Origin of the sequence: Persicobacter diffluens, assembly GCF_036244895.1 — a bacterium.
GTDB lineage: Bacteria > Bacteroidota > Bacteroidia > Cytophagales > Cyclobacteriaceae > Persicobacter > Persicobacter diffluens.
The window spans coordinates 1,790,356-1,814,887 of record NZ_BQKE01000001.1 but is presented as its reverse complement, the minus strand read 5'-3'; the positions used below and the strand labels follow the sequence as shown (position 1 = coordinate 1,814,887).

The following is a 24,532-nucleotide window of genomic DNA, read 5'->3' as shown; positions in this document are numbered from 1 at the left end:
TTAAAGAAGTTATCCACCGAGAATATCAGCCCCCAAAAATTAGTTTTACTTTTTAATAATCTCAATTAGGAGCCTGTTTAAAAGCGCATCATCCGGCTGAAAATTGGAATTATTGTAAACGATTTTTGATAATTCCCCAACAATAGCAATGCTGTTCTCTCAAAATTCTCTGGCAGCGCTTCTTTTGCACTAATGAAATTTTCATGGCCAATTTTGGCTATTAAACTCGCATAAGGTAAGGAGAACTGCCTGAGAGGTGGGGTATTTTTGTTATTTATTCAAAATACTCTTGGAATTAGCCCTACTCCACGGATCCTGCTTTACCTTCCACTACCGGCGTCCAGCTATACTTTTGTAAAAAGAAAAACGGCTCCCGGCCTTTCCCCATGGGATCATATACCCCATAATGGTAAAAGTGATTTCCATACCAGTGCATAATCTCTCCACCCGCACCGGAATACTGTTGATTATTAGCATAATCTTCCGGCAGGCCCATCAGGCTAAACTCCCGACCGGCAGTGATTTCTCCATCTCCCAACAGGCTTACTTCATATCCTTTAAGTTCATCTTCTTCTTTATAAATCATCACCGCATGATCTTCCGGCAAATATGCAAAAGCACCCGCTCCTTTAAGGACAAACTGTTCGTGATCGTTTAGTGGAAATGCCCTGTCCCACAATAAATTCCCCTGCGCATCAAAAACCACCATCATATTATGGCTAAACCGATACACCTGCGTCTGGTTAACAATGGTATTCAATGCACTCATACCTTCCTGCAGCGCCCGGTAAGTAGGATAAAAGAATTCCCCATAAAAGGCATACTCGCCAAAGCCCGTTTTACGAGAAGACAAGATCATCCGGTTCATTACATTCATATCTTTACTACTGGAGCTTCTCTTCTTCTTTTTCTTTTGCATTTTCTCTTGCTTGTCAAGGGGAAGGTAACCATAGTAATTCCTTAAAGCGCCAAAAGGTATTTTCTGAAATTGCTGTTCTCCTCTTAGCGGTAAACGGCAAACCATTACGCCCTTGGCATAATCTTCCATGTTCGCTCCCCCCTCTGCATAAGTTGCCACCAGCAATTCATCAAAGTTAGGGAGAGTCTGGGTGGTAGCGGAAAGAAAATTCTGATTCTCCGGGGTTAAAAACTGATGTTTTAGTAATTCTTTGCCGGTTTCATCAAAAATGCTAAGCCGCACCTCATATTTTGCCTGTCGGTGCCGAAAAATAGTAACCGTTTTAAATGTTTGCGTGGCATCATCAATGGTCAGTGAAAGCAGGCGGCTTTTTTCATTATAATGATTCCGAACCACTTTCAATTGTCCGTTGGTCAAATCATACAATACCACCACGGCCTTTTCATTCACATCTCCGGCGAGCACCATATGCGTCCCCACCGTCTCATAAGCCTGCATCTTTAATTGAAAAGGTAAATCAATTTTAAACTCCTTCAATGCCTGCTGTCCGAAAAGAGGCATTTGGTAAAGGGTCAGCTTACGAATATGCTCCAAGTCTTCAGTGAATAAAAGAAAAATGTCCTGCCCATTAGTATCATAACCAATCAAATCCTCCCGACTGCTTAAATAATATTGTTGATGAGCCACCTCCTCCAAAGCCTGATTAAATTTACTCACCTCCCATAAGGCTTGCTTATCTCTAACCTTATGCTGATTTTTTTTAAAAAAATATAAGGAGGAATCAGCATTACTGAATACATGAAAAAAGGATTCCGTTTCTGCCACCTGCCCAATCACCTCTTCGCTTTTCACCAACTGGGCTTGGGCATTAAAAACATAAACAGACAGGAAGATTACTGAAAAAAGACGCAGGAAACTCATATCGGGCAATAATTTAACTCTCGGTAAAAGTACTTTTTAAAATATACGTAAAATTTGTGAAGGCTTTCTCAGAAAGCGCCATATTCCTCACATAATGACCGTTTTAATGAATTACTTTCGCATTAAAAACAAGCATCACCAACCACTATAAATCAAACATTATAAAAATAAAAAGAAACCCAAATCACTCACCCCCCTGAAACAAAAACACAAACCACTAACAGACAATACCTTAAACAAATCGTAAACAGCACAGCATATATGGGTATAAATTTTTCAAAGGAGATCATTTTGATTAATTTTGGCCAGAAATATATTTCCATACCTAAACCAAATTACCCTTGACCAGAAAAGACCTCATTAGCCCGCTAAAGCAGTACTTGTTATTGAAAGAAATTCACGGAGGAAATCCTTTTCAATTACGCTCCTACCAGAAAGTAGTCAGCATGATTGAAAATAATGTACTTTGGGTGGAGGACTGGTCAGTAGAAAACCTGGAACAACAGGAAGGTCTGGGGAAAAGCATGGCAGCCACCCTGGCAGAAATTAACGAAACCGGCACCTTCGCCAAGCTGGTGGAATTAAAAGAAAGTACGCCTGTGGGACTTTTGGAACTGGCAAAGATTAAAGGCCTCGGTCCAAAAAAACTACGTGCCCTTTGGATGGATTTAAATATTACTACTCCGGCAGCACTTTTAGAAGCCTGCAATACCGGAAGCCTGGGTAAAGCCAAAGGTTTTGGGGCCAAAACGGTGGAATCTTTAAAGGAGGCCCTGATATTTTGGCAAGAAAATCACTGGAAGAAACGTTGGGCTGACGCTCAGGAAGAGGCGGAATTAATGAAAAGCCTTTTACAAACCCTATTACCGGAGGCGCAAATAGATTTTACCGGTGACTATCTGTTACAAAGAGAAACTGTGGCCGAACTTGAAATGGTTATTGCTGCAGAAAGCCCGATAGCCGCCCACCAAAAGATATTAGCAGCCACCGGTTTTCAGGAAAATAAGGAGCAATCGGGGCCATTCACCGCTTACCTCGAGCATGAGGATTATGAAATGAGATTTCTGCTTCACTTCTGCCCACTGGATCAATTCACCAACAGGCAATTTGAATTAGGCGTTGCCCCCGCTCACCTGAATAAGGGCTTGAGTCCTGAAAAAACATTGCGTCAGCTATTGCATCAAAAAGCTTTTGCCTCCGAGCAGGAAATATATGAAGCCGCAGGCCTTCCCTTCGTCCCTCAGGAAATGAGAGAAGGCCTTTGGGAATGGGATTGGTTGGATAAAAATTCCCCGGATCAATTACTGACCTATGCAGATCTGCGTGGGCCTATGCACAACCACTCCAACTATTCCGATGGATCTCATAGCCTGGAAGAATTGGCCGCCTACTGTCAGTCTCAGGGATGGGAGTATTTAGGGATTTCGGATCACAGCCAGACTGCCGCCTATGCCAATGGCCTGCAAGTGGAAAGAGTACTGGCGCAGCATGCCGAGATTGATCGCCTTAATGCCGGCTTTGAAAACTTCAGAATTTTTAAAGGCATAGAGTCTGATATCCTGCAAGATGGAAGCCTGGACTATGAGGACGAAATCCTGAAACAGTTCGATTTTATTGTCGCTTCCATTCATGGCAATATGAATATGGATGAGGCCACCGCTACGCAGCGACTGATTAAAGCCATTGAAAATCCTTACACCACCATGTTGGGACATCCTACAGGCAGATTACTTCTAAAGCGTGCAGGTTATCCGGTGAATCATGAAATGATTATTGATGCCTGTGCGGCCAATAAGGTGATCATTGAGATCAATGCTAATCCGTGGAGACTGGACATGGACTGGCGTTTCGTGCATCAGGCGCTGGAAAAGGGAGTGGAGATTTCCATTAATCCGGATGCACACGAAATCAAAGGTTTTGCAGACATGCAATATGGTGTACAGGTGGGACGAAAGGCCGGTTTGAGAAAAGATCAGACTTTCAACACCAAAAGCACTGCGGAAGTGGCTGCTTATTTCAAAAGCAAGAAAGGCTAAGCGCCGCTTAAGAAAATGACAAAAAAGTATAAAAAAATATTAATACTGCGATTTTCCTCCATTGGTGACATTGCCTGGACTTCTACGGTGGTGCGCTGCATCAAAACTCAGATTGAGGGCTGCGAACTGCATTTTGCCGTAAAAAAACAGTTCCGGGGACTTCTGGAGGCCAATCCTTATATTGATAAACTACATTTGCTGGAAGGCAGTATGTCGCCTTTGATCGCTGATTTGAAGCAGGAAAAGTTTGACTTCGTGGTGGACCTCCACAATAACTTCAGAACCAGCAGGATAAAATGGGCGCTGGGTGTCCCCTCTTCCACTTATGACAAACTTAGGATCAAGCGATTCCTTTATACCAATTTCCAAATCAATTTCATGCCCAATGTGCATGTCACCGATCGGTATATGGATGCAGTGAAACCTTTGGGAGTGGTGAATGACGAGCAGGGAATGGATCATTATATTCCCGAAAAGGATGAAGTGGAAATGGAGTGGCTTCCGGAGGAGTTTCGCAAGGGATATGTCGCCTATGTGATCGGAGGAACGAAGTTTACTAAGATTCTGCCTTTTGAACAGATGGTGGTACTATGCGACCGCATCAACCGGCCGATCGTACTGGTCGGAGGCCCTGATGATGCGGAAAATGGCGAAAAGCTGGAGGAATTTTTCCGGAAGAGAGAGAGCAATGCGCCTTATGAAGAAGGCCTGACGGAATTGGGTAAGAAGACCGTCATCTTCAATGCCTGTGGGAAATTCAATTTGAATCAGTCGGCCTCTTTAGTGAAACAGGCCCAATATGTCTTCGGCCATGATACCGGCCTTACCCATATCGCAGCCGCATTCAAGAAGACCATTTATAGTATTTGGGGCAGCACTGTCCCGAATAATTTCCATCCCTATAAAACTAAATTTTTTGTCTTTGAAAATACAAAATTAAAATGCCGCCCCTGTTCAAAGGCGGGAAGAAATTCATGTCCAAAGGGACATTTTAAATGTATGAAAGAACTGACGTTTGATTTTTATTTACCATGATTAGTCAATTAAAAAAATTCGGAAGAGAAATGCGGGTAGGAATCCCCTTTGTGTGGTTGGGATTACTGATTGGCTTATCTTTTATTCAAAATACCGTGCACGCCAAAGTGGGTGGAGAAGACTTCATCATTGATCTGATGGATGGTGCCGGTAAAATGGTTTTCAACAGCCTCAACAAGATGGAAATCTATATGTCCATCATTTTCGCACTCACCTTTATCTTTGCCATACCCAGGGCTAAAGTGTTTTGGTCCTTCCTGATTGTAGTGATCTTATTAATTGTTCAAAGTATTCGCTTCCTACCCAATGTGGATGGCTATTGGCTGGAAAGTTTCAAAATGATCATCAAAGGAAAGAGCTCATTTGAATTTTGGTATTACCTCTTTGAATTCATAAAATCAATCTTTTTAGTGATGATTGGTTTCTTCGCTATGAAGGAAATTAGATAAAAAAAAATCCAACCATTAAGGTTGGATTTTTTTTTGTTCTTTGCGCCACTCCATCAGATCTAATTGCTGCATTTTACGGGTGCGCTTGGAGTATTTTCCAATATATTTTTCCGGTAAGGGTTTTCCATCCATCAGGCCAATATACGCTTGAGCAAACTGTACACCGTGTTTGGTTTGAATCTTTACGGTAGTTCTTTCATATTCTTCCCGACCTTCCCATAAATCTATTTTCCGGAGTTCCTGCTCTCCTATTTCCACATATCCGCCTTGCGTTTTCGCCCCAGGCGCTGGTCTTAAAAAGAAATAGTCAAAATCGTCATGATGACAGATCATATAGTCCTCTAGCACTGCCGGCTTAATCGGAAATGTTTTGCCGAAAAGAATTTCATGGATTTCTAAATCCATCAGGGTTCCATAAATAAATAGACAATATTGCATTGATATAAAATAGGTCCTTAACTCAAATATAGACTTTTTTACAACGAGATTAAAATCCAATTAGATTCATGAGTAGTGATTTTTTAAAATCACCTACTGAATTAGGCATAATCCCTCATCTCTATCGGATTTCACTAATTGAATGCGCTTGAAGTCATCAAAAACCAGGCCTATCCGCAGGGCTTCCTCTGTAAATCAGCCCTGTTAGCATCACTATTTTTGATAAAACTGAAAACGAAATAATCCGTCGCAAAGTCTAAAAAAAAGTACATCTTAAAATGATCTTTAGCCGAATTAGGCCACGGAAGACTCAGCACCTCCTAAAAAAATTGAGGCTCAGGTCATTATGAATATTTATCCTATTTTTTTCCATTGCCCATATTTGGTTACTTGAATTCCAATTTTAAATGCAAGTTTTATTGATGGTGATCAAATTTTTTCTTTCACCATGAATATATTCGATAGGCGTCCAAAAATTCAATTTCTTTCTTGGGCGATTATTGAGGGTTTCTTCTACTTGGAGTACTGAATTCATTTTGATATTGTCCATTGATTTCCCTTTAGGAAAGTACTGTCTTATTAGGCCATTTGTGTTTTCATTGGTACCCCTTTGCCAACTGGCGTAAGGGTCTGCAAAGTAGGCCACACAACCAACAGAGGCTTCTAATTCTTTATGGCATGCAAATTCTTTCCCATTATCACAAGTAACCGTCTTCCAAGGTATTAAAGATCTTGAAGCCATATCTTCTAAAGCTTTCAAAACATCTTTATCTGATTTGCTTAATGCTATTCCGATCAATGTATATCTAGACCTTCTACAAACAGCCGTAACCAAAACATTTGACTTCTCCTTGGTCCCTACCACAACATCAAGTTCAATATGCCCAAACTCCGATCTATTATCAGCCTCCGTGGGTCGAATATGAATAGGTTTCCGATCTGGAATTTTTGATCCATTTTTTGAATTAGATTTCCGTTTTTTCCTTTTCCCCTTACTGATCCTAAGGTGATTAGCCAATTCAGGGACACTATAAATGAATTGATAAATTCCTTCAACTGAGATCATAGGAGTCCCTTCCTCTTTGCATCTTCCAGCTATTTGTTCTGGGCTGAAATCATTATCAATAAGAAACTTACGAATTACTTGTTCCATTTCAGGGGTCCGTTTATACGGTTCCCGATTATTTTTACGATTGGCCAGGTACTTACTATGCGCCGTATCAGCGTCGTAATACCCTTTACGACAACGCTTTATTTCTCTCCCTATAGTCGATACATGAAATCCAACTTTATCAGCAATAGCTGTTTTATTGAACCCTATTTTAACTAACGCTTCAATTTCATATCTTTGTGTCAGGGTAATCTGGGCCATTGTTATTTCTTATTTAAGTGCAATTAGATTTAAATTTCAAAGGTACCGGATACCTTTTTTTTATGCCAAATAAACTTGCACTTAAAATTAGAATCCAGGTTATGCTTGTTTTAGTTGTGAAGCTACTACATACCTTCGAAGTATCGACATTCTACTCAAGAAGTTTTTGGGCCAAAAATCGAACAAATTTTCTCAATTTTTTTTGCTTACTTTTGGAAGTAAGGTTAGCTGCGAAACCTTCCAGCACAACAATCCGGCCTTGATCAATTGGCGAAAAGCCATTGAGTCTGCTGCCGATGAGAAGTCATCACAGCGTTATTTCCTCAATACTTTCTTCTATGCACTGCAACCTTCAAATAACGCCTTGATGAATTCCGGCAGCAGGTTCGATGGCTCGCCAGAATTGATCACAGCCTTGATTTTTTGTTTCGTTTTTTATCAAGAAAAAATGAAAAAGAAAAGAGGGAAATATCATTATATCGCGAACTGAGCAGATTGGCACTTATTATTGAAGGAGATTTTTTGCAACAAAATGAACAAATTTTCTCGAATTATTTTTAGGCTTACTTTTAGAAGTGAGGGTAGCTAGCTGCGAAACCTTCCATCACAACAATCCGGCCTTGATCAATTGGCGAAAAGCCATTGAGGCTACTAGCGATGAGAAGTCATCACAGCGTTATTTCCACAATACTTTCTTCTATGCACTGCAACCTTCAAATAACGCCTTGATGAATTCCGGCAGCAGGTTCGATGGCTCTGATTAAAGAAGTTTTTGGGCCACAAATCGAACAAATTTTCTCGATTTTTTTTAGGCTTACTTTTGGAAAGGTTAGCTGCGAAACCTTCCATCACAACAATCCGGCCTTGATCAATTGGCGAAAAGCCAAGGGTTCTGCTACCGATGAGAAGTCATCACAGCGTTATTTCCTCAATACTTTCTTCTATGCACTGCCACCTTCAAATAACGCCTTGATGAATTCCGGCAGCAGGTTCGATGGCTCGCCAGAATTGATCACAGCCTTGATTTTTTGTTTCGTTTTTTATCAAGAAAAAATGAAAAAGAAAAGAGGGAAATATCATTATATCGCGAACTGAGCAGATTGGCGCTTATTATTGAAGGAGATTTTTGGCAACAAATTGAACAAATTTTCTCGAATTATTGCTGGGCTTACTGTTAGAGTAAGGGTAGCTACGAAACCTTCCATCACAACAATCCGGCCTTGATCAATTGGCGAAAAGCCAAGGGTTCTGCTACCGATGAGAAGTCATCACAGCGTTATTTCCTCAATACTTTCTTCTATGCACTGCAACCTTCAAATAACGCCTTGATGAATTCCGGCAGCAGGTTCGATGGCTCGCCAGAATTGATCACAGCCTTGATTTTTTGTTTCGTTTTTTATCAAGAAAAAATGAAAAAGAAACATTTCAATATTCAATTAAGGCATTGAATGGCCAATCTATCGGGAAATCAAACACCCATTAATCCCAAAATGAAGGTAAAGGCAGAAAAAAAAACACCACCTTGGCTGTGCTCACTACATTTTTTCTAAAACCCTAAAAGTCTCACCCAAAAAAAACCACTGCCTAATCAAAGACAGTGGTTATATAAGGTACCCACCAGTGGCGTATTGAAGGTTTTATCTAAATCTCCAAAAAACACGATTTGGGCTGCTAATCGGATCAACCCTCCACTGTTGACAAGCTCCGAAGAACTTGACCAAACGCAAGGCTTGGTTGAGGCCCGGTTTTACCGCATCGCTTCACCCGGTACTATGTAACTGTTAGATTTGAAAAACGTGACCACCGGGTGGGTGTATCTTGATTCGAAATTCAATAGTCAAATATACGCATAAAATGTCCTTCTGTTAAGTTAAAGCGCATTTTTTAGGTCCTATTTTGCTATTTTTTTTCAATTTAAATCAGACCAAGACCTCTTTGGGGCTATCAATATTTTCAATAGGAATTTCACCAAAAATTATGGTCAATTTATCCGATTGTTCCTGAACCAATTAGCTCTTCGCCATCGTACCAGGCCACAAACTGACCGGCCGCAACTCCTACTCGCTCCTGATCAAAAACGATGTACAGCCCATCTTCCTTTTGATAAAGCGTAGCCGCACTCAATTCCTCACGGTAACGAATTCTGGCCAGATATTTTTTCATTTCGCCTACTTTAAGGCGTAAATCTTCCCTTACCCAATGGCTTTCCTGATTCGACACAAAAAGGCCGTAACGTTTCAAACCGGGATGGTTTTTCCCCTGACCAGTGAAAATCACATTGCTATCCGTATTGGTATCTACCACGAACAAAGGCTCCTTCGTTCCACCAACCGACAGTCCCTTGCGCTGCCCAATGGTAAAATAATGAGCACCCCGGTGATCTCCCACCTCTTTCCCCATGGTCGGATGAAACTGATAGGGCGCTGAAATCGCCTTTAACCATTCTTCTTCTGAAGCGGCCTGCTGGATTTTTTCCTGATGTGCCTTAAATACCGGCGCATCTTCCGTAATTTCTACAATCTTACCGTCTTTCGGCTTCAGTTTTTGCTGAAGGAAATCAGGAAGGCGTACCTTGCCGATAAAGCACAATCCCTGGGAATCTTTCTTTTCCGCAGTAATCAGATCCGCTTCCGCCGCAATTTTTCTCACTTCCGGCTTTTCCAAATGCCCGATCGGGAACAATGCTTTCGACAACTGTTCCTGATTCAACTGACAAAGGAAATAAGACTGATCCTTATTATTATCTTTTCCAGCCAACAGACGATAAACCATTTCACCGTCTTTCTCAAATTCATCCTTTCGGCAATAATGACCAGTAGCTACATAATCCGCCCCCAGATCCATTGCAGCCTTCAAAAAGATATCGAATTTGATCTCGCGATTACACAATACATCAGGATTCGGCGTTCTGCCCTTCTCGTATTCATTGAACATATAGTCCACGATACGTTCCTTGTACTGCTCACTTAAATCGATGGTCTGGAAGGGAATTCCTAACTTTTCTGCTACTATTAAGGCATCATTTGAATCTTCCAACCACGGACATTCGTCGCTGATGGTTACCGAATCATCATGCCAGTTTTTCATAAAAAGGCCTATTACTTCATAGCCTTGTTCCTTGAGTAAATAGGCCGCCACAGAGGAATCAACCCCTCCTGACAAACCAACTACCACTCTTTTCATTTATTCTCCTTTCGCTTGAAAGTGGGCAAAGGTACGCAACTGCAAATTGTGAACCAAAGTATATCAGCAGAGGCTGGGAATATATTCTCAAAAGTCTCTGAGCAGACTTCTGCGCATTCCGGCCTCAAAATAACCAGGCTCACCTAATCCAAATCAATTTATGGGAAATGATTTTGAATTCATGAATACCACTTAGCCTTTATTTTTCCCGCAGTACTCCACTAATAATTCCTTCAAATCAGTCATCCCTAACTGATAGGCTTTTCTAAAATCACTACAAGCCTCTTCCACAAATAACAAATCATTATTGGCTAAACCACGCTGGTAATAAACCTCTGCATTTTCTTCATCAAAAAGCAAACAAGTATTGAAAAAGCCTACCGCACGGGCATTATCCCCCAATTCACGCAGGCAAATACCAATGTAAAAATAGTCTGAGGCATCATCAGCTTCCAAAAGCAAGGCTTCCTGAAAATCAGAAAGCGCCAGACGATAATTATTCTGGAAATAATACACCATTCCACGCGAACGATAAGCTTCCGGCATTTCATCATCCAGGTCAAGCGCCTTGGTAAAATCCATTACTGCTCCATCATTATTGCCCAGGGCCATGCGCAATTGGCCTCTCACCACATAGCCCACGGTGTCTTCCGGGTTCAGATTTAATGCCATATTATAATCATCCAACGCCCCCTGACCGTTATCCATCGCCTCGCGGGTCATTCCCCGAAGCATATAAATGCCGGCATTTTTTAGGTCTTTTTCCGCGGCAGCACTGAATGCTTTTTCTGCATCTTCTAATGCGCCATTATCAAAAGCAGCCAAGCCCTGATCAATGAATTTTTGCGCTTCGGTGGTGTTTTGAGCTACTGCATTCCAGGAAAAAATTGAAACACAGAAGAGTATAAATAATAGCTTGATGAATTTCATAATGATATAAAAATAAGAATACAAATATGCCAAAAAATGCCGTTCAGGCAAACTATTCAGGACTTCTGCAGATTATTGTACCACAATTTTTTTCACCCCCTGCTCCTTATGGGTAGCCCACCTCAAAAAATAGACCCCACCGTTTAAAGGCGCCGGAAGCTGAACTTCTTTGGTGCTTAAAGCATTCAAATCCTCCTTCTGAGCAAAATGCGGCTTCCCGTCCACCCCGATGATTTGCAACTGACAATCCATCAATGGCGCTTCCCCTACCAATAGCCTTAGAAGATTAGGCGCCATAGGATTCGGACTCACCTGCAAATTTTCCCCATTGGGCTCCAAAACATATAAAGGACGCTGGTTATTCATCGGAACGCCATATCCAATTAAAGTATCCGGCGCATAAGCCTGATGCGCATTCTCCTGAAGGTAAGTGATCACCTCTTCCGGTTTTTTATCCGGATACTCCTGAATTACCATGGCTGCCAGAGCCGCTATCATCGGAGAAGCATAAGAGGTTCCTGAACTTCTTACATATTTACCTTCTCCTACAGCCAATGCCACAGAGGAGCCCAGGGTAGAAACATTGGGTTTGATCAGCCCATTTGCATTTGGGCCAAAAGAGGAAAAACTACTTCTGGCCCATTTTTCATCCATTGCGCCCACAGCCAGTACATGTTCATGATCCGCCGGAAAGGAAATCTTTTGCCAATAATTTCTGGCCTCATTACCTGCAGAGTTCACGACCAAAATCCCTCTTTCTGCCGCAATTCCTGCTGCCTGAGTAATCCAGGCTGTTTTCCCATCCAAATCTGCCGGTGTATAATCCATTGATGGATCATCAAAGTCATAATAACCCAGGGAAGATTGAATAACATCCGCCCCGAGGCTATCGGCATATTCAGCGGCCATTAGCCAATTAATTTCTTCAAAAGGATATTCATTGGCCACGTCTTCGGTTACACAAAACATATAGTCCGCTTCCGGTGCGATGCCCTCAAATTCCCCTTCTTTATAATACCCCATAGTGGAATACACATGGGTTCCATGCAAATGATAACGATAAACGTCCAATCCGGGCTCAATATAATTTCTTGCTCCAAAAATCCGATCTTCATGTACCGCTACCCAGCTTTCCCCAAATGGAACATTCAGAAAACCGGCGTCAAATATAGCCACGCGCACCCCTTCGGCATTCCATCCCAAATCATATAAGGAGTCCAAATTCAGAAAGCTGTTCTGCAGGCTAGTCATTAATTCCGTAGTCGGGCTGCCGACATTGGAAACAGGAATTTCCGGAGCTGAATTCTTAATAATATGTGGACCAAGATAAGCCACTTCGGTTACTCCGGCCAACTGATTTAAAGCATTTTCCTGGGCGCGATCAGCCAGCACCACTAACCCATTTAACCATTTTGTTTCACCCCAGATGGAATATCCTTCATCTTTTACTTTTTGTCGGAATTTGGGAGAAAGGGGTAAATCCTTTTCATCTAAAAAAATCCCCAGTCGGCTCCTGCGTTCAAGAGATTCCGCAGTTAAAAACGCCTCGGGCTGATTCAGGTCAAACTCATTATCTGATTTGTCCATAAAGCGAACCAAAAACCTACTCTCTTGTGCGTTGCACACCAAAGTGGAGGTCATGAGTAATAAAAGTGTAAAAATTTTATTCATTTATAAGTTGATTAATCAGGTTCATAAGTACATCCGGTTTACTGCTGGCTTTACGCTCCTGTATTCTCCCATCAATAAAAGTGGCGAAAAAAGGTAAACTGGTCACTTCAGCCAGATTTCTTGCCTGAGGAAATTCGCCGAGATCAATACTAAAAAAATTCACCTGGGCTATTTCCATCGCCTTTTTTCTATAAATGGGAGTAATTCTTTTACATAAGCCACACCAGGGTGCTGAAAATAACACAATCGATTTGGCACTTTTTTTATTAAGAGAAAGAAACTCTTCCGGAGATACTTGCTGAACGGCAGGAGAAGAATTTTCCATTTGTCAAAAATTTAGTCATAGGGGTTGTTAAGTACAACGACAATTTCGTAATTCGTAGCCATTCCAAAACAGCAGTTTTTGCCAAAAAATAACCTGTTATTGGAATGAACATTAAACATAGCCCGAATTTTTGATAAAATATACTCATGGCACTCAAAACATATGTTAAAATTAGCGCGGTGAATAATCTTAGCGATGCCCGTTACTGTGCTGGAATGCTGGTTGATGCCATTGGTTTCCCTATGGACACCAAGCAAGACAACAACCTGAACCCTACTTCATATGCCGAAATCACTGAATGGATTGCTGGTGTTGATCGCGTAGTGGAGTTTGAAAGCAATGATCTGCAAACCATTCAACAGATTTGCAGTGAATGTGAATTGGAAGCGATTCAGGTGAGCGATATTGATCTATTGGAAGCCCTTCAGACCACTGGTAAAAAATTAATTTACAAGGTGGATCTCGCCTCCAAAAGCATGGATGAGATCGAAGATGAAATTTCTGATGTTTCAGAATATATCGAATACCTTTTAATTGAAAACAGTAAGGGAGAAACGCTTCAGGAAGAACTGGATGCTGTTTTTGAACTTGCCAAGGAGTATGACATCGTACTTGGATTTGGCATTGAGGAAAAAAATGTAAGTCAATTAATCTCCTCTGAAATTAAAGGCATTTCGATTAAAGGCGGGGAGGAAATTCGTCCTGGCTTCAAAGACTATGATGAAATGGCGGATATTTTGGAAGCCCTGGAAGAAGAATAACACTTTTGCAAGAAGAAGAATTACTCAAAAGCCCTGAGACTTTCAGGGCTTTTTTTGCCTTCCACCGAATTATGCACTGCCTGATTCAGGAAACCTCCTAATAGCCCAAATACAAGGTCGTTGTGATGGGTTTTGATAAATTTCTAATGGCTTCGTTTTGGTTGAACCAGCTTTCTCTTCTTGTCTCTGCCGCCTTAAAAAAACATTTAGGCCCTATTCTTTTTTTCACCCCCATTACCGCTAAACGCAGATCCAAGCGTATAGCTCATCATTTACTTATTCCGCTGGTTCAGGAAAAGATTTATGCATTTTTCAATCTGATCAAACAGCAGCTCCTAGTCCCAACACCCCAATCCCCTTTTCGTACAATAAAAAAACGCTAAAACGAAAAGGCCATTAAAACCCCTACCCAACTCCGAATTCGTAATTCCTTTCATCAATTTCAGGACGAGATCATTATTACACTCCTGGGTGCCTTATTATTTATCCCCTACATTCATCAGCTCCCATTGATTGAAGGCGTTGAATTACAGACTGCAGAACAGGCCCGGGAAATGTTGATCACCGGAGAATGGTGGGTGCCACAGTTGGGCTTTCAATATCAATGGGATCAGCTTCCCAGCTATATTTGGTTATTAAGTGCTTCCATTAAGCTTTTTGGCACCAACCCCTTTGCCATTAGAATCCCTAATGCCATGGCGGGCATTTTGACCCTCTTGTTAATTTATCGAATGGGCAGAAAAATGCATGGAAGCTATTTGGCCTGGCTTTGGGTAGCCAGTTATTTGTCTTCCTTTCTTCCCCATTTATTTTTCCGCTTCGCCGGGCCCACTCCGTTTAACCATTTGTTGATTTTCGCCACCTTATTTACTTACTATATCGGTAGTGAAAAAAAGCAGGACATTATGCTTTTCCTCTCGGGCATTTTTATCGGCATCAGTATTTTACTTTCCGGACTGGAAGGCTTTGTAATCCCCTCGGTCATCCTCATCATTTTCTGGACCCTTAATCGGTTCGAATACCTTCCAGACAACCTCACTATTTTAAAAGTGGGCTTAGGCTTATTAAGTTTCCTCTTATTCTTTTTACTGCTATTTTTGAGCAAAAACGACTTCGAGCTTTTAAAAAATATTATTCATCATAACCTGCAATACCTTGGTCGCAATAAAATCTTAAACGGTCCGGTACCCAGCACCCACCTTTGGCTGGTTTTAATGACTTGTTTTCCGATGAGTTACTTTTCAGTGGCCTATTTCCTGGCTAATTTTAAAGAAAAGAGAAACAAAGGATTCAAAAAATTAATGGGCATTTGCTCCTGGACGATCCTGATCCTTTTCGCGATTTTTCCCGCAAAAAACTGGCTCTATTTCAGCTCTTTATCCCTCATTCCTTTAAGCTATTTCTCGGCACTATATTTAAGAAAATATTTGGCTGGGGGACTGAAATTTCCCGCATGGCTCAGCTCCTCCATCATCATAACAGTTACCGTAATGGGTTGCCTGGTATTTTTGAGTCCCTTTTTATTGGAGCAATTTTCAACATGGGAGATCATCAAAAATGACTTTTGGAAGGAGACAATTACCCACATGCGATTCCCTACCGGAAATGAAGGAATTGTAGGGCTTTTCTATATTTTTGGAATTATGGTCGCATTGCTCCTGATCAAAAAAAATCAGATCACCCTTGGCATGGAATGGCTCGGTTTTTCTGCCATATTAAGCATTCAATTCACCATTCATCTGTTTTTGCCCATATTTGAGGAAGCATATCAGGGTCCGCTGACCCGTTTTGTTGGAGAAATGAAAGACAAAAACTGTTATATCATCGCCAGAGAAAAAGATGAAACACTACCCTATTTCTATGGCAATGTGATGCCATACGAAAACCCGAGAGCTAAATCTAAGGAATGGTTCCTTTTTGGTGATATTGATAAAGATGTATACCTGTACATCCGAAAAGATCATAAATACCGAATTCGAGGGGTTAGGGATCTCGAATTAATTCATGAAGAAAATGGCTATTTATTCTACAAAAGAACTGCTAAATCCGACCGCGAAATAAGCCAGGAAGAAAAATAAGGAACCAGAGCGTACGACTAATTCCTTATTTATTTTTTTAAAAAACTTAGTTTTCCATCAATTCCATTGCTACCAACATCTTTTGACGGTATTGTACTAAATCTTCAATGGAAAGCACCGGCATATTGTGCTTTTCTGAAAACACCAACACTTCTGGTAATTTAGCCATGCTTCCGTCTTCGTTTTGAAGTTCACACAAAACCGCGGCCTCTCCTAAGCCTGCCAACTTCACCAAATCAACACTTCCCTCTGTATGGCCTCTCCGCCCGAAAACTCCTTTCGCATTCGCTCTTAAAGGAAAAACATGCCCTGGTCGGGCTAAATTCTCCGGCACCGCATTGGCCGCAATAGCTGTTTGAATGGTGGTAAGACGATCTTTAGCAGAAACACCGGTGGTGACGCCTTCTTTAGCCTCAATGCTCACCGTAAATCCGGTTTGATTTTTGGAATTATTCACCGCAACCATAGGCGGCAACTCCAGGGATTGGCATTTTTCATCCGTCAGGCAAAGACAAACAATCCCCGAACACTCCCGAATCATTAAGGCCATGTCTTTGGCCGTCATTGTAGAAGCAGGAAAGATAATATCTCCCTCATTTTCCCGGTCAAAATCATCCATTAGCAAAACCCCTCTTCCATCCTGAAGGGCTTCTATTGCTTTTTCTACACGCAATTCAAAATTGCTGTCAAACTCTTTGATGGTTTTCATAAAACTGTGATTAATCATAAAAACTCATCAGGGCATAAAAAATTGGTCAGACAATCTTTATCATCTGAATTCGCTTTTTCTTCTTCCATCCGGACTATACCGTCGGCCCTGGAGTTTCACCAAATCAATCCCAATATATGAGAGTCGCGGGCTATCACCGCCGGTGGGGAATTTCACCCCGCCCTGAAGAAAACTGAGGCGAACTTAGGGAAAATTACGTGGATAAAAAAAGAAAATAAGTTCCGGCCTAAATCGCCTTTATATTATCCATTTAATACATAAGCCAGTCTGAAACGAAGCGTCAACATCCATTGGTGAGCATTGCGAAAATCGCTTACCCTGCTCAGGCCTGTTTCCATACCATAAATAAAATTATAAAATATCGCTGCATATCTCATAAAAAGCCATAAGTAAGCATAACCTGCCGTTTCTTTTGATCTTCAGTTTCAGAAGAGGCAGAAAGGCCTGAATAGGAACACGCCACCACCAGACTAAAATAGTTCCCGGAATAAAACTCAACAGACTTTTTGCTGTAAACTCGCTTTTCTAAATTATAATAAAGACGCGAAAAAGCTTCAAACGATCTCCAATACCCGAAATTTAAACAAGAAGTATTCACATCCCATACAAACGGACAAATCCCCCGCTCTTGCACCTATCGTGACATTCTCCTGTTGGACCTCTGGTCTCCAACTCAATGTCCAACACATCAATTCCTCCGACTTTCCATAAAGTTTTGAGACTTACATCAACCTTGTAATAATCCTGACATTCAATCCGTTGTTGCCGGTAATTTATAGGGCTAAAACCGGGATCCGGAAACCGACCCTGTGCATTACAGGAAAAATAAAAAATTCCCCAAACCAAAACCATTAGACTGCATTTCAATAACCTCATTTTCAAATCTAAAATCCCCCATCCCCTTCCAATTAGTTTATTTTCACAACGGCATTAAAAAGCTCATTTTCAACATCATAATCTGACAAGTTTTTTGTATTTTAATACTGATCTCAGATCAAGACTCTAAAGGCAACCATTGGATCGCGTGACCCGAATTAACCAATTCAATAACCAAAAAATTATTACGCCCATGGAAATTCCCCAAAATAAGGCCATCAACATTGAAGCCTTAAAAAATGAAAACAATGAGTGGATCACTGAAATCTACCTGATGGCCGACGAATTGGAAGTTTTAAATATGAGACTCGGAGAAGTCTCCAAATTAGTCAAAGAAAAAAAGTTCAAAGCTCAGGTTGAACATTTCCAGAATCAATTCATTCGCCAGAAGGAAGTACTCGATATTTACAAAAACCACATCCATAAACAGGAAAAAAACCTGAATCTTCACGCCAAAAATGGAGATTTAATCCCCGAAAAAATGGATATCAACGCCCATCAGGAATTAAAAGAAAACTTAGCTTTGAATCGAAAGATTAATCTAGAGCTCAAACAAAATTTCTATCAATTTTTAGAACAACACTATTAACCCCCCAACAGAGCGCTTCTTCACGGAAGCGCTTTTTTGTTGACATCACCTCTAAACCCTCCCAAAAATAGATTTTTCTAAGTATTAATATTTTTCCCCTTCAAAATCAACCCTTTGACGAATACGGGCATCTGCATAATAAACATGTCATTTTTTATCTATGAAAACCATGCATATAACACCCCCATAGATCTTGCTACAGGGATTCCTAAATTGAATAAATATAGGAATCTATATAGGTGCTGCTTGTAATATTGATGGTAATGACGATGCTGCGCCCTGGATCATGACCATGGAGGTTACGGGTAGTCAATATGCCTATATCCGTTTTGACAGCCGCTGGTCTTTTAATGGCACCCAGCCCATTCCCAAATTAGCCGATGGATTTAATCCCATCAGTCTGAACGGCATTGGAGCCATGGCCATTAGATTCAAATCCAGCGAAGGGCCGGCAAATCGGTATATGATCAATAGTGATGGCACTCAGTTTTCCTTTTACCAAAACAATCCGAATTCTTTTGGAAACGTAACTGCCATTACGAATTGGGCAGATGATAGCTTGCCATTTGAACAGCAAAAAAGTAGGAGCCGCCATTGGCTTTTACCTGGGACAAAAACGTTTCCACCTCTTATTTAACCTGGAAGGAACGGAATATGTCATTTCAGAAGATGTTTTCGGTACCGGGAAAAATACTTTTATCGGGCCACTTGATCTATAATTTTATCCGGACATAATGGTAAAATTCTCAGGAAAATAGCGACTAATCTTTCGATAATGAGACTGGTCGCTTTTTTAGTATAAATTTACCAAGCTCATCAAAATTATTGATCACAATTTCTTTCCTTTTGGTAAAAAACTGAAAATCACGATCAAACATTGTCAAAAAATCAAGTCCGCATTGCGGATACTAAAACCTGAAACCATCCTATTCGTTTCCATTTTTCAGGTGACAAGATTCTATTTCATGAAAGCAATGTGGAAAACGATCAAATGGCTCACCCTTCTCAACTTAATCTTACTGTTCATTTATCTGGTATTCAATATGATCAAATATTAATAAAAAAGCGGAGCACTGGGCTCCGCTTAATCTATTCATTACAAAATCATATTTAATTGTAAATCAATAAATAATCACTTCAAAATAATTTCGATTGACTGCCGTAAAGGATGTAATTATATATTCAATCTAAACCATCGCACCCAACGACGCTGGCAGCACCTGCCCTCCATCCACCGCCCTATGTAGCTTGTTATGCTAATAACACCACTTCGGAAGCAAAAAAATAAAGCGGCATTAGCCATGTCTTCGGAAGCACCAGGCCCTTCATCAGAATGGAGGTCGCCATTGGTGCCCAATAACTGCGTCCCAATTCTTCAAGGTTTACAGACTTAATGAGAGTCTTCCAAAATTTATTTATCTTTGATCGTAATAATAAACTAAGAAATTCTATAGATATATAAATATTTCCTCATATTTATACAAACCTATTTTTTATGAGCCTGACCAATCGAAAACTGTCATTCGGTTTAAAAACCTCCATTTTCCTTAAAAAAATAAAGTGGATCCCTATTTTTGTCCTTTGTGGAATATTATTCGTTCTATTCACCGTTTCAAGAGAAGTTGATTGGCAGGAGGTCCGTTACCTGAGGAGTGAAGTCGGAATTGGTGATGGCACCATTGACAAAATTTACCGGAATTACAATGAAGATGGTGAAGTATCGGCCTATGAATACGTATATACTTTCCATTCTCCCTGGGGCGATAAACAATGGAGTTCTTTTTCCTCAAAAGCGAAATTTAAGGTGCAGGAACCAGTAGAGATTGAATATAGTCTTGAAAATCCGGATATACATCGAATCAAGGGATTAACCAACACCAAATCAGAAGGAAAAAAAATGGGGCTTATATTTATCCTCATCACTATATGTATTGCGGGCCTAATATATTATTTATACTCCACCAGCCGTATTGTGAAGGTTATTGAACAAGGTCTGATAACAAAAGCCAAGCTCACCAATATCTACAACACCAACATTACGATAAATGAGGAGCCTGTTTTTAAGTTTGAATTTACCTTTAAAGGGGAAGATCAAAAAAATCATCTTTACTCCCTCAAAAAAACCAATAGATCATCCTTTAACAAAAGCCAAAAATACCCCATCTGCTATCTTCCCGATTCCCCGACAAAAGCCATCTTGCTCCTAGAACTACCCCAAAATTTAGCAGAACTCATGCAGCCTCAATAAATTACGAATGACTTACAATGCCCTGGTATTGAGCAGCCAAATCAAACGCCATGACTAAAAAATGCTCTACCTCCTTTTTCCCCACCAAAAGGAAGGGCGTTCTGACTTCCAGATATCGCTGGGTAGTGACCCAATCATAGGTTTGATTATCACATACAATAGTTGACGGCATTTTAGTCAGAAAAGCCAGCCCTTTGGAGAACTGCATCGCAAATGTTGCCTCTTCCGCATACAGCGAATATATACCTTCAAGTGCGGTGCCCTAACCCGAATTATTCACCGCTTATTTTAACCACGAGCAAGCGGCTTATTCTCAGCTCTTAAAAACTTATTTTCTTTGAATTATAATAGCCCAAATTTGCGAAAGCTTGCTTTCTCCTCATTCATCTGTTTCGTTGGAAAAAACTCGAAATAGGAAACTATTCCATCATTTTTTCCGCCTTACAGCTAAACGAGGATTTAAGCATGAATAATCCGGGCTAAGTATAATTTTTTCTAAAGACCAAGCGGTTAAAGAAATCCACTGTTGGAATTGCTGGCCGCAAAATAAATTCAGGATGCTTTTCGGGAACCTCCATTCTCAGGCTGGTAAAAACTGCTCTTCCTCTCCCCCTGCTGCCAGGAGAAACGCCATCAAAAGCTAAAAAATGAAACCGTTGCCCGTCTTTTTGAAAGGAAAATTCAAATCGATTCACCCGGCCATCTTCATAAAAAAAAATGGCTTGCTTAATTTCGCTTTTAAATTTCCTTGCTAAAAATTTCCAATGCTTGGGCGTGTAATTGGTGTCGGCGGCTTTATAAGAAACACTCATGCTTTAAAAATTATCCAAATACTCCTGTAAACTCTTCTCTTTCGGAAGGTCCATCTTTTTTCGCAAACGATAACGCTTTACCTCTACTGATTTAGGGGTAATATTAAAAATGGGCGCCAACTCTTTGGTGCTTAAGTGCATTTTCAGGTAAGCACAAAGTTTTAAATCTTCGGCCGTCAACTGAGGATGCGCCTTTTTTAAATGGGTGAAAAAGTTAGCATGTTTTTGATTAAAGGCCGATTCGAATACCTGCCAATCCTTAACCTCATCCAAATTATTATCAATAATATCGTGCAGCTTAGTCAGCGCTTTTGTTTGGCCGATGTTCCCCTTATCCTTAAGTTTGTTTACCTCCTCACGCAGTTTTCCGATCAACTCCCGGTTTTTACCATGGCGGGCCATGATACGAGAAAGCTCCCGATTACTTTCCGAAACCTCTTCTTCCAGTTGCAAACGCTCCATTTCTTTTAAACGCCATTCATTCTCCTGCCTTTGTTGCTTCAAAAGCATTCGCTTACGCTGCAACATCTCCAAAGTAAGCTTGCGCATTCTTAGCTGATGCCATTTCCAGGCCAGGCCAATCAAGCTGATCAGGAACATCACATACAATAAGATCGACCATGAATTTTTATACCAGGGAGGTGAAATTTCAAAATCCGTTAAAGGAAAAACATCCCCTGCAGGATTCCTCAAAAGAAACTGATATTGCCCGGCGGGTAAGTTACCAAAAGTCAAATTCTCCTGACCACCTAAAAGCATCCACTCCTGATGATAACCCGATAGTTGGTATTCATAGGGAACTTCCTCTAAATAGTTAAAATCCGTGAAACGAAGATTCACGGAATTGTATGCATAAGGAATTTCATCTTGCTCAATATTTTCAAAAAATTCATCCGTCCGCTCATTCTTCCAGGAAATACCTCTCAGTACCGGTGCATAGGCAGGAGTAGTCCCGTCATTTAATTGGGCAACATTCAAAATCTCAAATCCTTTTTCGATCGGGATAAAAAATAAGGCCGCCCCAAATGGAATCAGTTTCTCTTTACCAAAAATCTGAAGATCAGCCTGCCGTTCCACATGCTTGGGCAAGCTTACCCGCTGCCCTTTTTTCAAATCCCAAAGGACCAATTGCCCTCTTTGATTCAACAAATGAAAATCCCCATTGCGAGCTGAGATTTCCTGCACCCCCTGCAACTCTTCAGGCCCGGCGGAAATTCCGTCTTGATTGAATCGAAACACCGAATCTTTGTCAATAATCAAGGCCTCCCCGGCCCAAAAATCCAATTTTAAATTCCCCGAATTTTTCAGTTGCGCATCTACCCGCAAATCCTCTAATTCTAAAATTTTAACGCATTTTTCATCCAATCGAAATTGCCACAAATTTTTATTAGGTCCGGAAGCCAAATAGCTCCCATCCTCCAGCGGCAACAGATAATGAAGTACCTGATCAAAGCCGGGAATGAATCGAAGATGCTTCCAATCCCCCTCAGATTTCTGATAGACTTCCAATCCCCGATACCCTGTGGTGATCATTAAATCCTCTTTGTCCCGGGGCGCAATTAATTGATAAGCCCCGCCACGGGAGGAAATTTTCCTGGCAACTTTCCCCTGGAGTTGAAACACCCCATCATTATGCCCACAAAACAGCGCCCCATGGACAATGGAAAATTTCCAAACCTGCCCATCCGTTCCCGGAATTAATTCTAGCCGATGATCAGGGTCCTCCAAGGCGCCGTCACTTACATAAACGCCCTGATTCGTCCCAATATAATAATGTCCATCAAAGGCTATTGCATCTTCGATAGCGCCCAACTGTACCAGGGGATCATGAAAAAAATAGAGCGGATCATCCAGGACTACCTGAGAAATACCATTTTCCGTTCCAACCCATAGGGCGCCATTCTTATAAGCAAGGCCATGAATCCGATTATCCGACAGCCCATTCTGGGTATCTAAATGATGACGAATCCTACCATCCAAATGCGCGATCAGCACCCCTTGATTCATGGTGGCAAAAGCAAACCAACCCAATTGGGGCAAGGGAATGGCTTTATTGATTTGATATTTTTTCAGGAGCTCAGAAAGTTCATTATCCAAAGGGATTATTCCTTCCTGATCATATAAGAACAAGCCATGGCGCAAGGTCCCCAGCAATAGTTGGTCTTGCTCAAGTTCATAAATAAACTTCACCTTCCACTGCTTCAGCATTTGCTCTTCAAAAACCTGTCGCCCTCCTTCCAAATTCACTTTTACCAAAGCCCCATGAGACTCATGGTAATAAAGGTGATCGCGAACCCCATAAGCATAGGTAGTCAAATTTCCCGTCAGATTTTGTTGCCGAATACGCTTGCCATCATAAATGTATAGCGCTTTGAAGGATTGAAATACAATTTTCTCAGCTACCGGGATAATTTTCCAGATTTCATCCTGAAAATCGATCAGCTCAGTCAGATCATGATAAATCAAACCCTGATGCGTCTCTTCATAGTATCCCAGGATATCTTTTCCGCCGACATAAATCAAATGATTTACAGGCATCACCGCCCTCAGCATTTCTTTCGTGGGAAAAAGCTCCCATCGTTTACTATCGTATTGCAACAGGCCTACAGAATTTGCAAAATAAATATAACCTGCCTCGGAAGTGGCCACATCCCAGTTCTGATTAGCAGCCCCATACGCAAGTTTATTGAAATTTTGCATGCGTGGGGATCGGGAAATTTCTACAGTTTCTGCGCTCGCTTCAAAAATACAAGTGAAAAAAAGTAATGGAATAATAACTCCATACCATATAAATCCCTCACACCATTGCCTCCTATTTATCATGCTACAAATATCCACAAGCCAACATAAATATAAAAATCAATACTATCCCAAAACCTCATTCAAATTACCCGATCCAGCATTTACCAGAGGAAAACCTGCGCTAATAAGGCAAAAGCAAAAATCTACATTTTTTCTCTTTACTGAAAATTATGCGCTGAATTTTGTTGTGTTTTTACCACTACAAGCACCCCTACACATAAAATCAAATCCTAATCAAAAGCCTGCTAAACAAGCTAATACCAGGAAACACAAGCATGAAGGGCTTTTGTAGGGGGACTAAAATATGGAAAGCCTCCTTTTTACTCCATCTTTGTAAGGTCAGGAAAAACAGGCAAA

At 40.9% G+C, this 24,532-nt stretch carries 21 protein-coding genes and 1 riboswitch; of the genes, 9 read left to right on the top strand and 12 right to left on the bottom strand.

Annotated elements, in window-relative coordinates; genetic code table 11:
• Nucleotides 1–301 precede the first annotated feature (301 nt).
• A complete protein-coding gene (locus AAA970_RS07575) occupies nt 302–1,840 on the bottom strand; it encodes a hypothetical protein (RefSeq protein ID WP_338236600.1) in 1,539 nt (512 codons plus the stop codon).
• Between the two features lie 341 nt (nt 1,841–2,181).
• On the opposite strand from AAA970_RS07575, the gene AAA970_RS07570 reads away from it, so the two are divergent.
• From AAA970_RS07570 to AAA970_RS07560, 3 genes are read left to right on the top strand one after another with little or no spacing between them, the layout of a single operon-like run.
• Nucleotides 2,182–3,876 carry a DNA polymerase/3'-5' exonuclease PolX gene (locus AAA970_RS07570; RefSeq protein WP_338236599.1) on the top strand — a complete coding sequence of 565 codons (1,695 nt, stop codon included), beginning with the start codon at nt 2,182–2,184 and terminating at the stop codon, nt 3,874–3,876.
• A 15-nt stretch (nt 3,877–3,891) separates the two neighbouring features.
• Nucleotides 3,892–4,911, top strand: a complete 1,020-nt coding sequence (locus AAA970_RS07565; RefSeq protein WP_338236598.1) for a glycosyltransferase family 9 protein — start codon at nt 3,892–3,894, stop codon at nt 4,909–4,911.
• A complete protein-coding gene (locus tag AAA970_RS07560; protein WP_053404858.1) occupies nt 4,908–5,360 on the top strand; it encodes a hypothetical protein in 453 nt (150 codons plus the stop codon). The genes AAA970_RS07565 and AAA970_RS07560 overlap by 4 nt, the downstream gene beginning before the upstream one ends.
• Before the next feature lie 15 nt (nt 5,361–5,375).
• Here the strand turns inward: AAA970_RS07560 and AAA970_RS07555 are convergent, their stop codons facing one another.
• Both AAA970_RS07555 and AAA970_RS07550 read right to left on the bottom strand, forming a co-directional pair.
• Nucleotides 5,376–5,798 carry a gamma-glutamylcyclotransferase family protein gene (locus tag AAA970_RS07555; protein WP_338236597.1) on the bottom strand — a complete coding sequence of 141 codons (423 nt, stop codon included), beginning with the start codon at nt 5,796–5,798 and terminating at the stop codon, nt 5,376–5,378.
• A 403-nt stretch (nt 5,799–6,201) separates the two neighbouring features.
• Complete coding sequence (locus AAA970_RS07550; RefSeq protein WP_338236266.1) at nt 6,202–7,170, bottom strand: IS30 family transposase; 969 nt, start codon at nt 7,168–7,170, stop codon at nt 6,202–6,204.
• 202 nt (nt 7,171–7,372) lie between these two features.
• Between AAA970_RS07550 and AAA970_RS07545 the strand changes: the two genes are divergently transcribed.
• Nucleotides 7,373–7,660: a hypothetical protein gene (locus tag AAA970_RS07545; RefSeq protein ID WP_338236596.1), complete on the top strand. Its 288-nt coding sequence runs from the start codon at nt 7,373–7,375 to the stop codon at nt 7,658–7,660.
• 1,496 nt (nt 7,661–9,156) lie between these two features.
• On the opposite strand, the gene mnmA is transcribed toward AAA970_RS07545, so the two are convergent.
• The 4 genes from mnmA to AAA970_RS07525 form a co-directional block, all read right to left on the bottom strand.
• Complete coding sequence (mnmA, locus tag AAA970_RS07540) at nt 9,157–10,353, bottom strand: tRNA 2-thiouridine(34) synthase MnmA (RefSeq protein ID WP_338236595.1); 1,197 nt, start codon at nt 10,351–10,353, stop codon at nt 9,157–9,159.
• A gap of 192 nt (nt 10,354–10,545) precedes the next feature.
• On the bottom strand, nt 10,546–11,283 hold the full coding sequence (locus tag AAA970_RS07535; protein WP_338236594.1) for a tetratricopeptide repeat protein: 738 nt from the start codon (nt 11,281–11,283) through the stop codon (nt 10,546–10,548).
• 72 nt (nt 11,284–11,355) lie between these two features.
• Nucleotides 11,356–12,954, bottom strand: a complete 1,599-nt coding sequence (locus AAA970_RS07530; protein ID WP_338236593.1) for a S8 family serine peptidase — start codon at nt 12,952–12,954, stop codon at nt 11,356–11,358.
• The gene (locus tag AAA970_RS07525; protein WP_338236592.1) at nt 12,947–13,279 is read right to left on the bottom strand and encodes a thioredoxin family protein; all 333 of its coding nucleotides are present in this window, start codon (nt 13,277–13,279) and stop codon (nt 12,947–12,949) included. The genes AAA970_RS07530 and AAA970_RS07525 overlap by 8 nt, the downstream gene beginning before the upstream one ends.
• A gap of 146 nt (nt 13,280–13,425) precedes the next feature.
• On the opposite strand from AAA970_RS07525, the gene trpF reads away from it, so the two are divergent.
• On the top strand, nt 13,426–14,040 hold the full coding sequence (gene trpF, locus AAA970_RS07520; RefSeq protein WP_053404849.1) for a phosphoribosylanthranilate isomerase: 615 nt from the start codon (nt 13,426–13,428) through the stop codon (nt 14,038–14,040).
• 509 nt (nt 14,041–14,549) lie between these two features.
• On the top strand, nt 14,550–16,118 hold the full coding sequence (locus AAA970_RS07515) for an ArnT family glycosyltransferase (protein WP_338236591.1): 1,569 nt from the start codon (nt 14,550–14,552) through the stop codon (nt 16,116–16,118).
• A 46-nt stretch (nt 16,119–16,164) separates the two neighbouring features.
• Here AAA970_RS07515 and ribB read toward each other — a convergent pair whose 3' ends face one another.
• Nucleotides 16,165–16,827 (bottom strand): 3,4-dihydroxy-2-butanone-4-phosphate synthase, encoded by a 663-nt coding sequence (gene ribB / locus AAA970_RS07510; protein WP_338236590.1) that lies wholly within the window; start codon nt 16,825–16,827, stop codon nt 16,165–16,167.
• A gap of 73 nt (nt 16,828–16,900) precedes the next feature.
• A riboswitch (FMN riboswitch) is annotated at nt 16,901–17,022 on the bottom strand.
• Between the two features lie 68 nt (nt 17,023–17,090).
• On the bottom strand, nt 17,091–17,225 hold the full coding sequence (locus tag AAA970_RS07505) for a hypothetical protein (RefSeq protein ID WP_338236589.1): 135 nt from the start codon (nt 17,223–17,225) through the stop codon (nt 17,091–17,093).
• A gap of 692 nt (nt 17,226–17,917) precedes the next feature.
• Between AAA970_RS07505 and AAA970_RS07500 the strand changes: the two genes are divergently transcribed.
• The 3 genes from AAA970_RS07500 to AAA970_RS07490 all read left to right on the top strand — a co-directional run bounded on the left by AAA970_RS07500 (nt 17,918) and on the right by AAA970_RS07490 (nt 20,561).
• A complete protein-coding gene (locus AAA970_RS07500; RefSeq protein ID WP_338236588.1) occupies nt 17,918–18,313 on the top strand; it encodes a hypothetical protein in 396 nt (131 codons plus the stop codon).
• A 286-nt stretch (nt 18,314–18,599) separates the two neighbouring features.
• A complete protein-coding gene (locus AAA970_RS07495; RefSeq protein WP_338236587.1) occupies nt 18,600–18,950 on the top strand; it encodes a hypothetical protein in 351 nt (116 codons plus the stop codon).
• 858 nt (nt 18,951–19,808) lie between these two features.
• Entirely contained in the window at nt 19,809–20,561 is a 753-nt protein-coding gene (locus tag AAA970_RS07490) for a hypothetical protein (protein ID WP_338236586.1), read from the top strand.
• 1 nt (nt 20,562) lies between these two features.
• On the opposite strand, the gene AAA970_RS07485 is transcribed toward AAA970_RS07490, so the two are convergent.
• The 3 genes from AAA970_RS07485 to AAA970_RS07475 form a co-directional block, all read right to left on the bottom strand.
• Nucleotides 20,563–20,769 carry a hypothetical protein gene (locus AAA970_RS07485; protein WP_338236585.1) on the bottom strand — a complete coding sequence of 69 codons (207 nt, stop codon included), beginning with the start codon at nt 20,767–20,769 and terminating at the stop codon, nt 20,563–20,565.
• A gap of 271 nt (nt 20,770–21,040) precedes the next feature.
• Nucleotides 21,041–21,373, bottom strand: a complete 333-nt coding sequence (locus AAA970_RS07480; protein WP_338236584.1) for a hypothetical protein — start codon at nt 21,371–21,373, stop codon at nt 21,041–21,043.
• A gap of 3 nt (nt 21,374–21,376) precedes the next feature.
• Nucleotides 21,377–24,073 (bottom strand): helix-turn-helix and ligand-binding sensor domain-containing protein, encoded by a 2,697-nt coding sequence (locus AAA970_RS07475; protein WP_338236583.1) that lies wholly within the window; start codon nt 24,071–24,073, stop codon nt 21,377–21,379.
• Nucleotides 24,074–24,532: the final 459 nt, after the last annotated feature.

Bases quoted from the DNA above. Each gene is read 5' to 3' on its own strand.
- AAA970_RS07575 (WP_338236600.1), bottom strand. From the start codon at position 1,840: ATGAGTTTCCTGCGTCTTTTTTCAGTAATCTTCCTGTCTGTTTATGTT.
- AAA970_RS07565 (WP_338236598.1), top strand. From the start codon at position 3,892: ATGACAAAAAAGTATAAAAAAATATTAATACTGCGATTTTCCTCCATT.
- AAA970_RS07560 (WP_053404858.1), top strand. From the start codon at position 4,908: ATGATTAGTCAATTAAAAAAATTCGGAAGAGAAATGCGGGTAGGAATC.
- AAA970_RS07555 (WP_338236597.1), bottom strand. From the start codon at position 5,798: ATGCAATATTGTCTATTTATTTATGGAACCCTGATGGATTTAGAAATC.
- AAA970_RS07550 (WP_338236266.1), bottom strand. From the start codon at position 7,170: ATGGCCCAGATTACCCTGACACAAAGATATGAAATTGAAGCGTTAGTT.
- mnmA (WP_338236595.1), bottom strand. From the start codon at position 10,353: ATGAAAAGAGTGGTAGTTGGTTTGTCAGGAGGGGTTGATTCCTCTGTG.
- AAA970_RS07535 (WP_338236594.1), bottom strand. From the start codon at position 11,283: ATGAAATTCATCAAGCTATTATTTATACTCTTCTGTGTTTCAATTTTT.
- AAA970_RS07530 (WP_338236593.1), bottom strand. From the start codon at position 12,954: ATGAATAAAATTTTTACACTTTTATTACTCATGACCTCCACTTTGGTG.
- AAA970_RS07525 (WP_338236592.1), bottom strand. From the start codon at position 13,279: ATGGAAAATTCTTCTCCTGCCGTTCAGCAAGTATCTCCGGAAGAGTTT.
- trpF (WP_053404849.1), top strand. From the start codon at position 13,426: ATGGCACTCAAAACATATGTTAAAATTAGCGCGGTGAATAATCTTAGC.
- ribB (WP_338236590.1), bottom strand. From the start codon at position 16,827: ATGAAAACCATCAAAGAGTTTGACAGCAATTTTGAATTGCGTGTAGAA.
- AAA970_RS07505 (WP_338236589.1), bottom strand. From the start codon at position 17,225: ATGAGATATGCAGCGATATTTTATAATTTTATTTATGGTATGGAAACA.
- AAA970_RS07500 (WP_338236588.1), top strand. From the start codon at position 17,918: ATGGAAATTCCCCAAAATAAGGCCATCAACATTGAAGCCTTAAAAAAT.
- AAA970_RS07495 (WP_338236587.1), top strand. From the start codon at position 18,600: ATGACCATGGAGGTTACGGGTAGTCAATATGCCTATATCCGTTTTGAC.
- AAA970_RS07490 (WP_338236586.1), top strand. From the start codon at position 19,809: ATGAGCCTGACCAATCGAAAACTGTCATTCGGTTTAAAAACCTCCATT.
- AAA970_RS07485 (WP_338236585.1), bottom strand. From the start codon at position 20,769: ATGCAGTTCTCCAAAGGGCTGGCTTTTCTGACTAAAATGCCGTCAACT.
- AAA970_RS07480 (WP_338236584.1), bottom strand. From the start codon at position 21,373: ATGAGTGTTTCTTATAAAGCCGCCGACACCAATTACACGCCCAAGCAT.
- AAA970_RS07475 (WP_338236583.1), bottom strand. From the start codon at position 24,073: ATGCAAAATTTCAATAAACTTGCGTATGGGGCTGCTAATCAGAACTGG.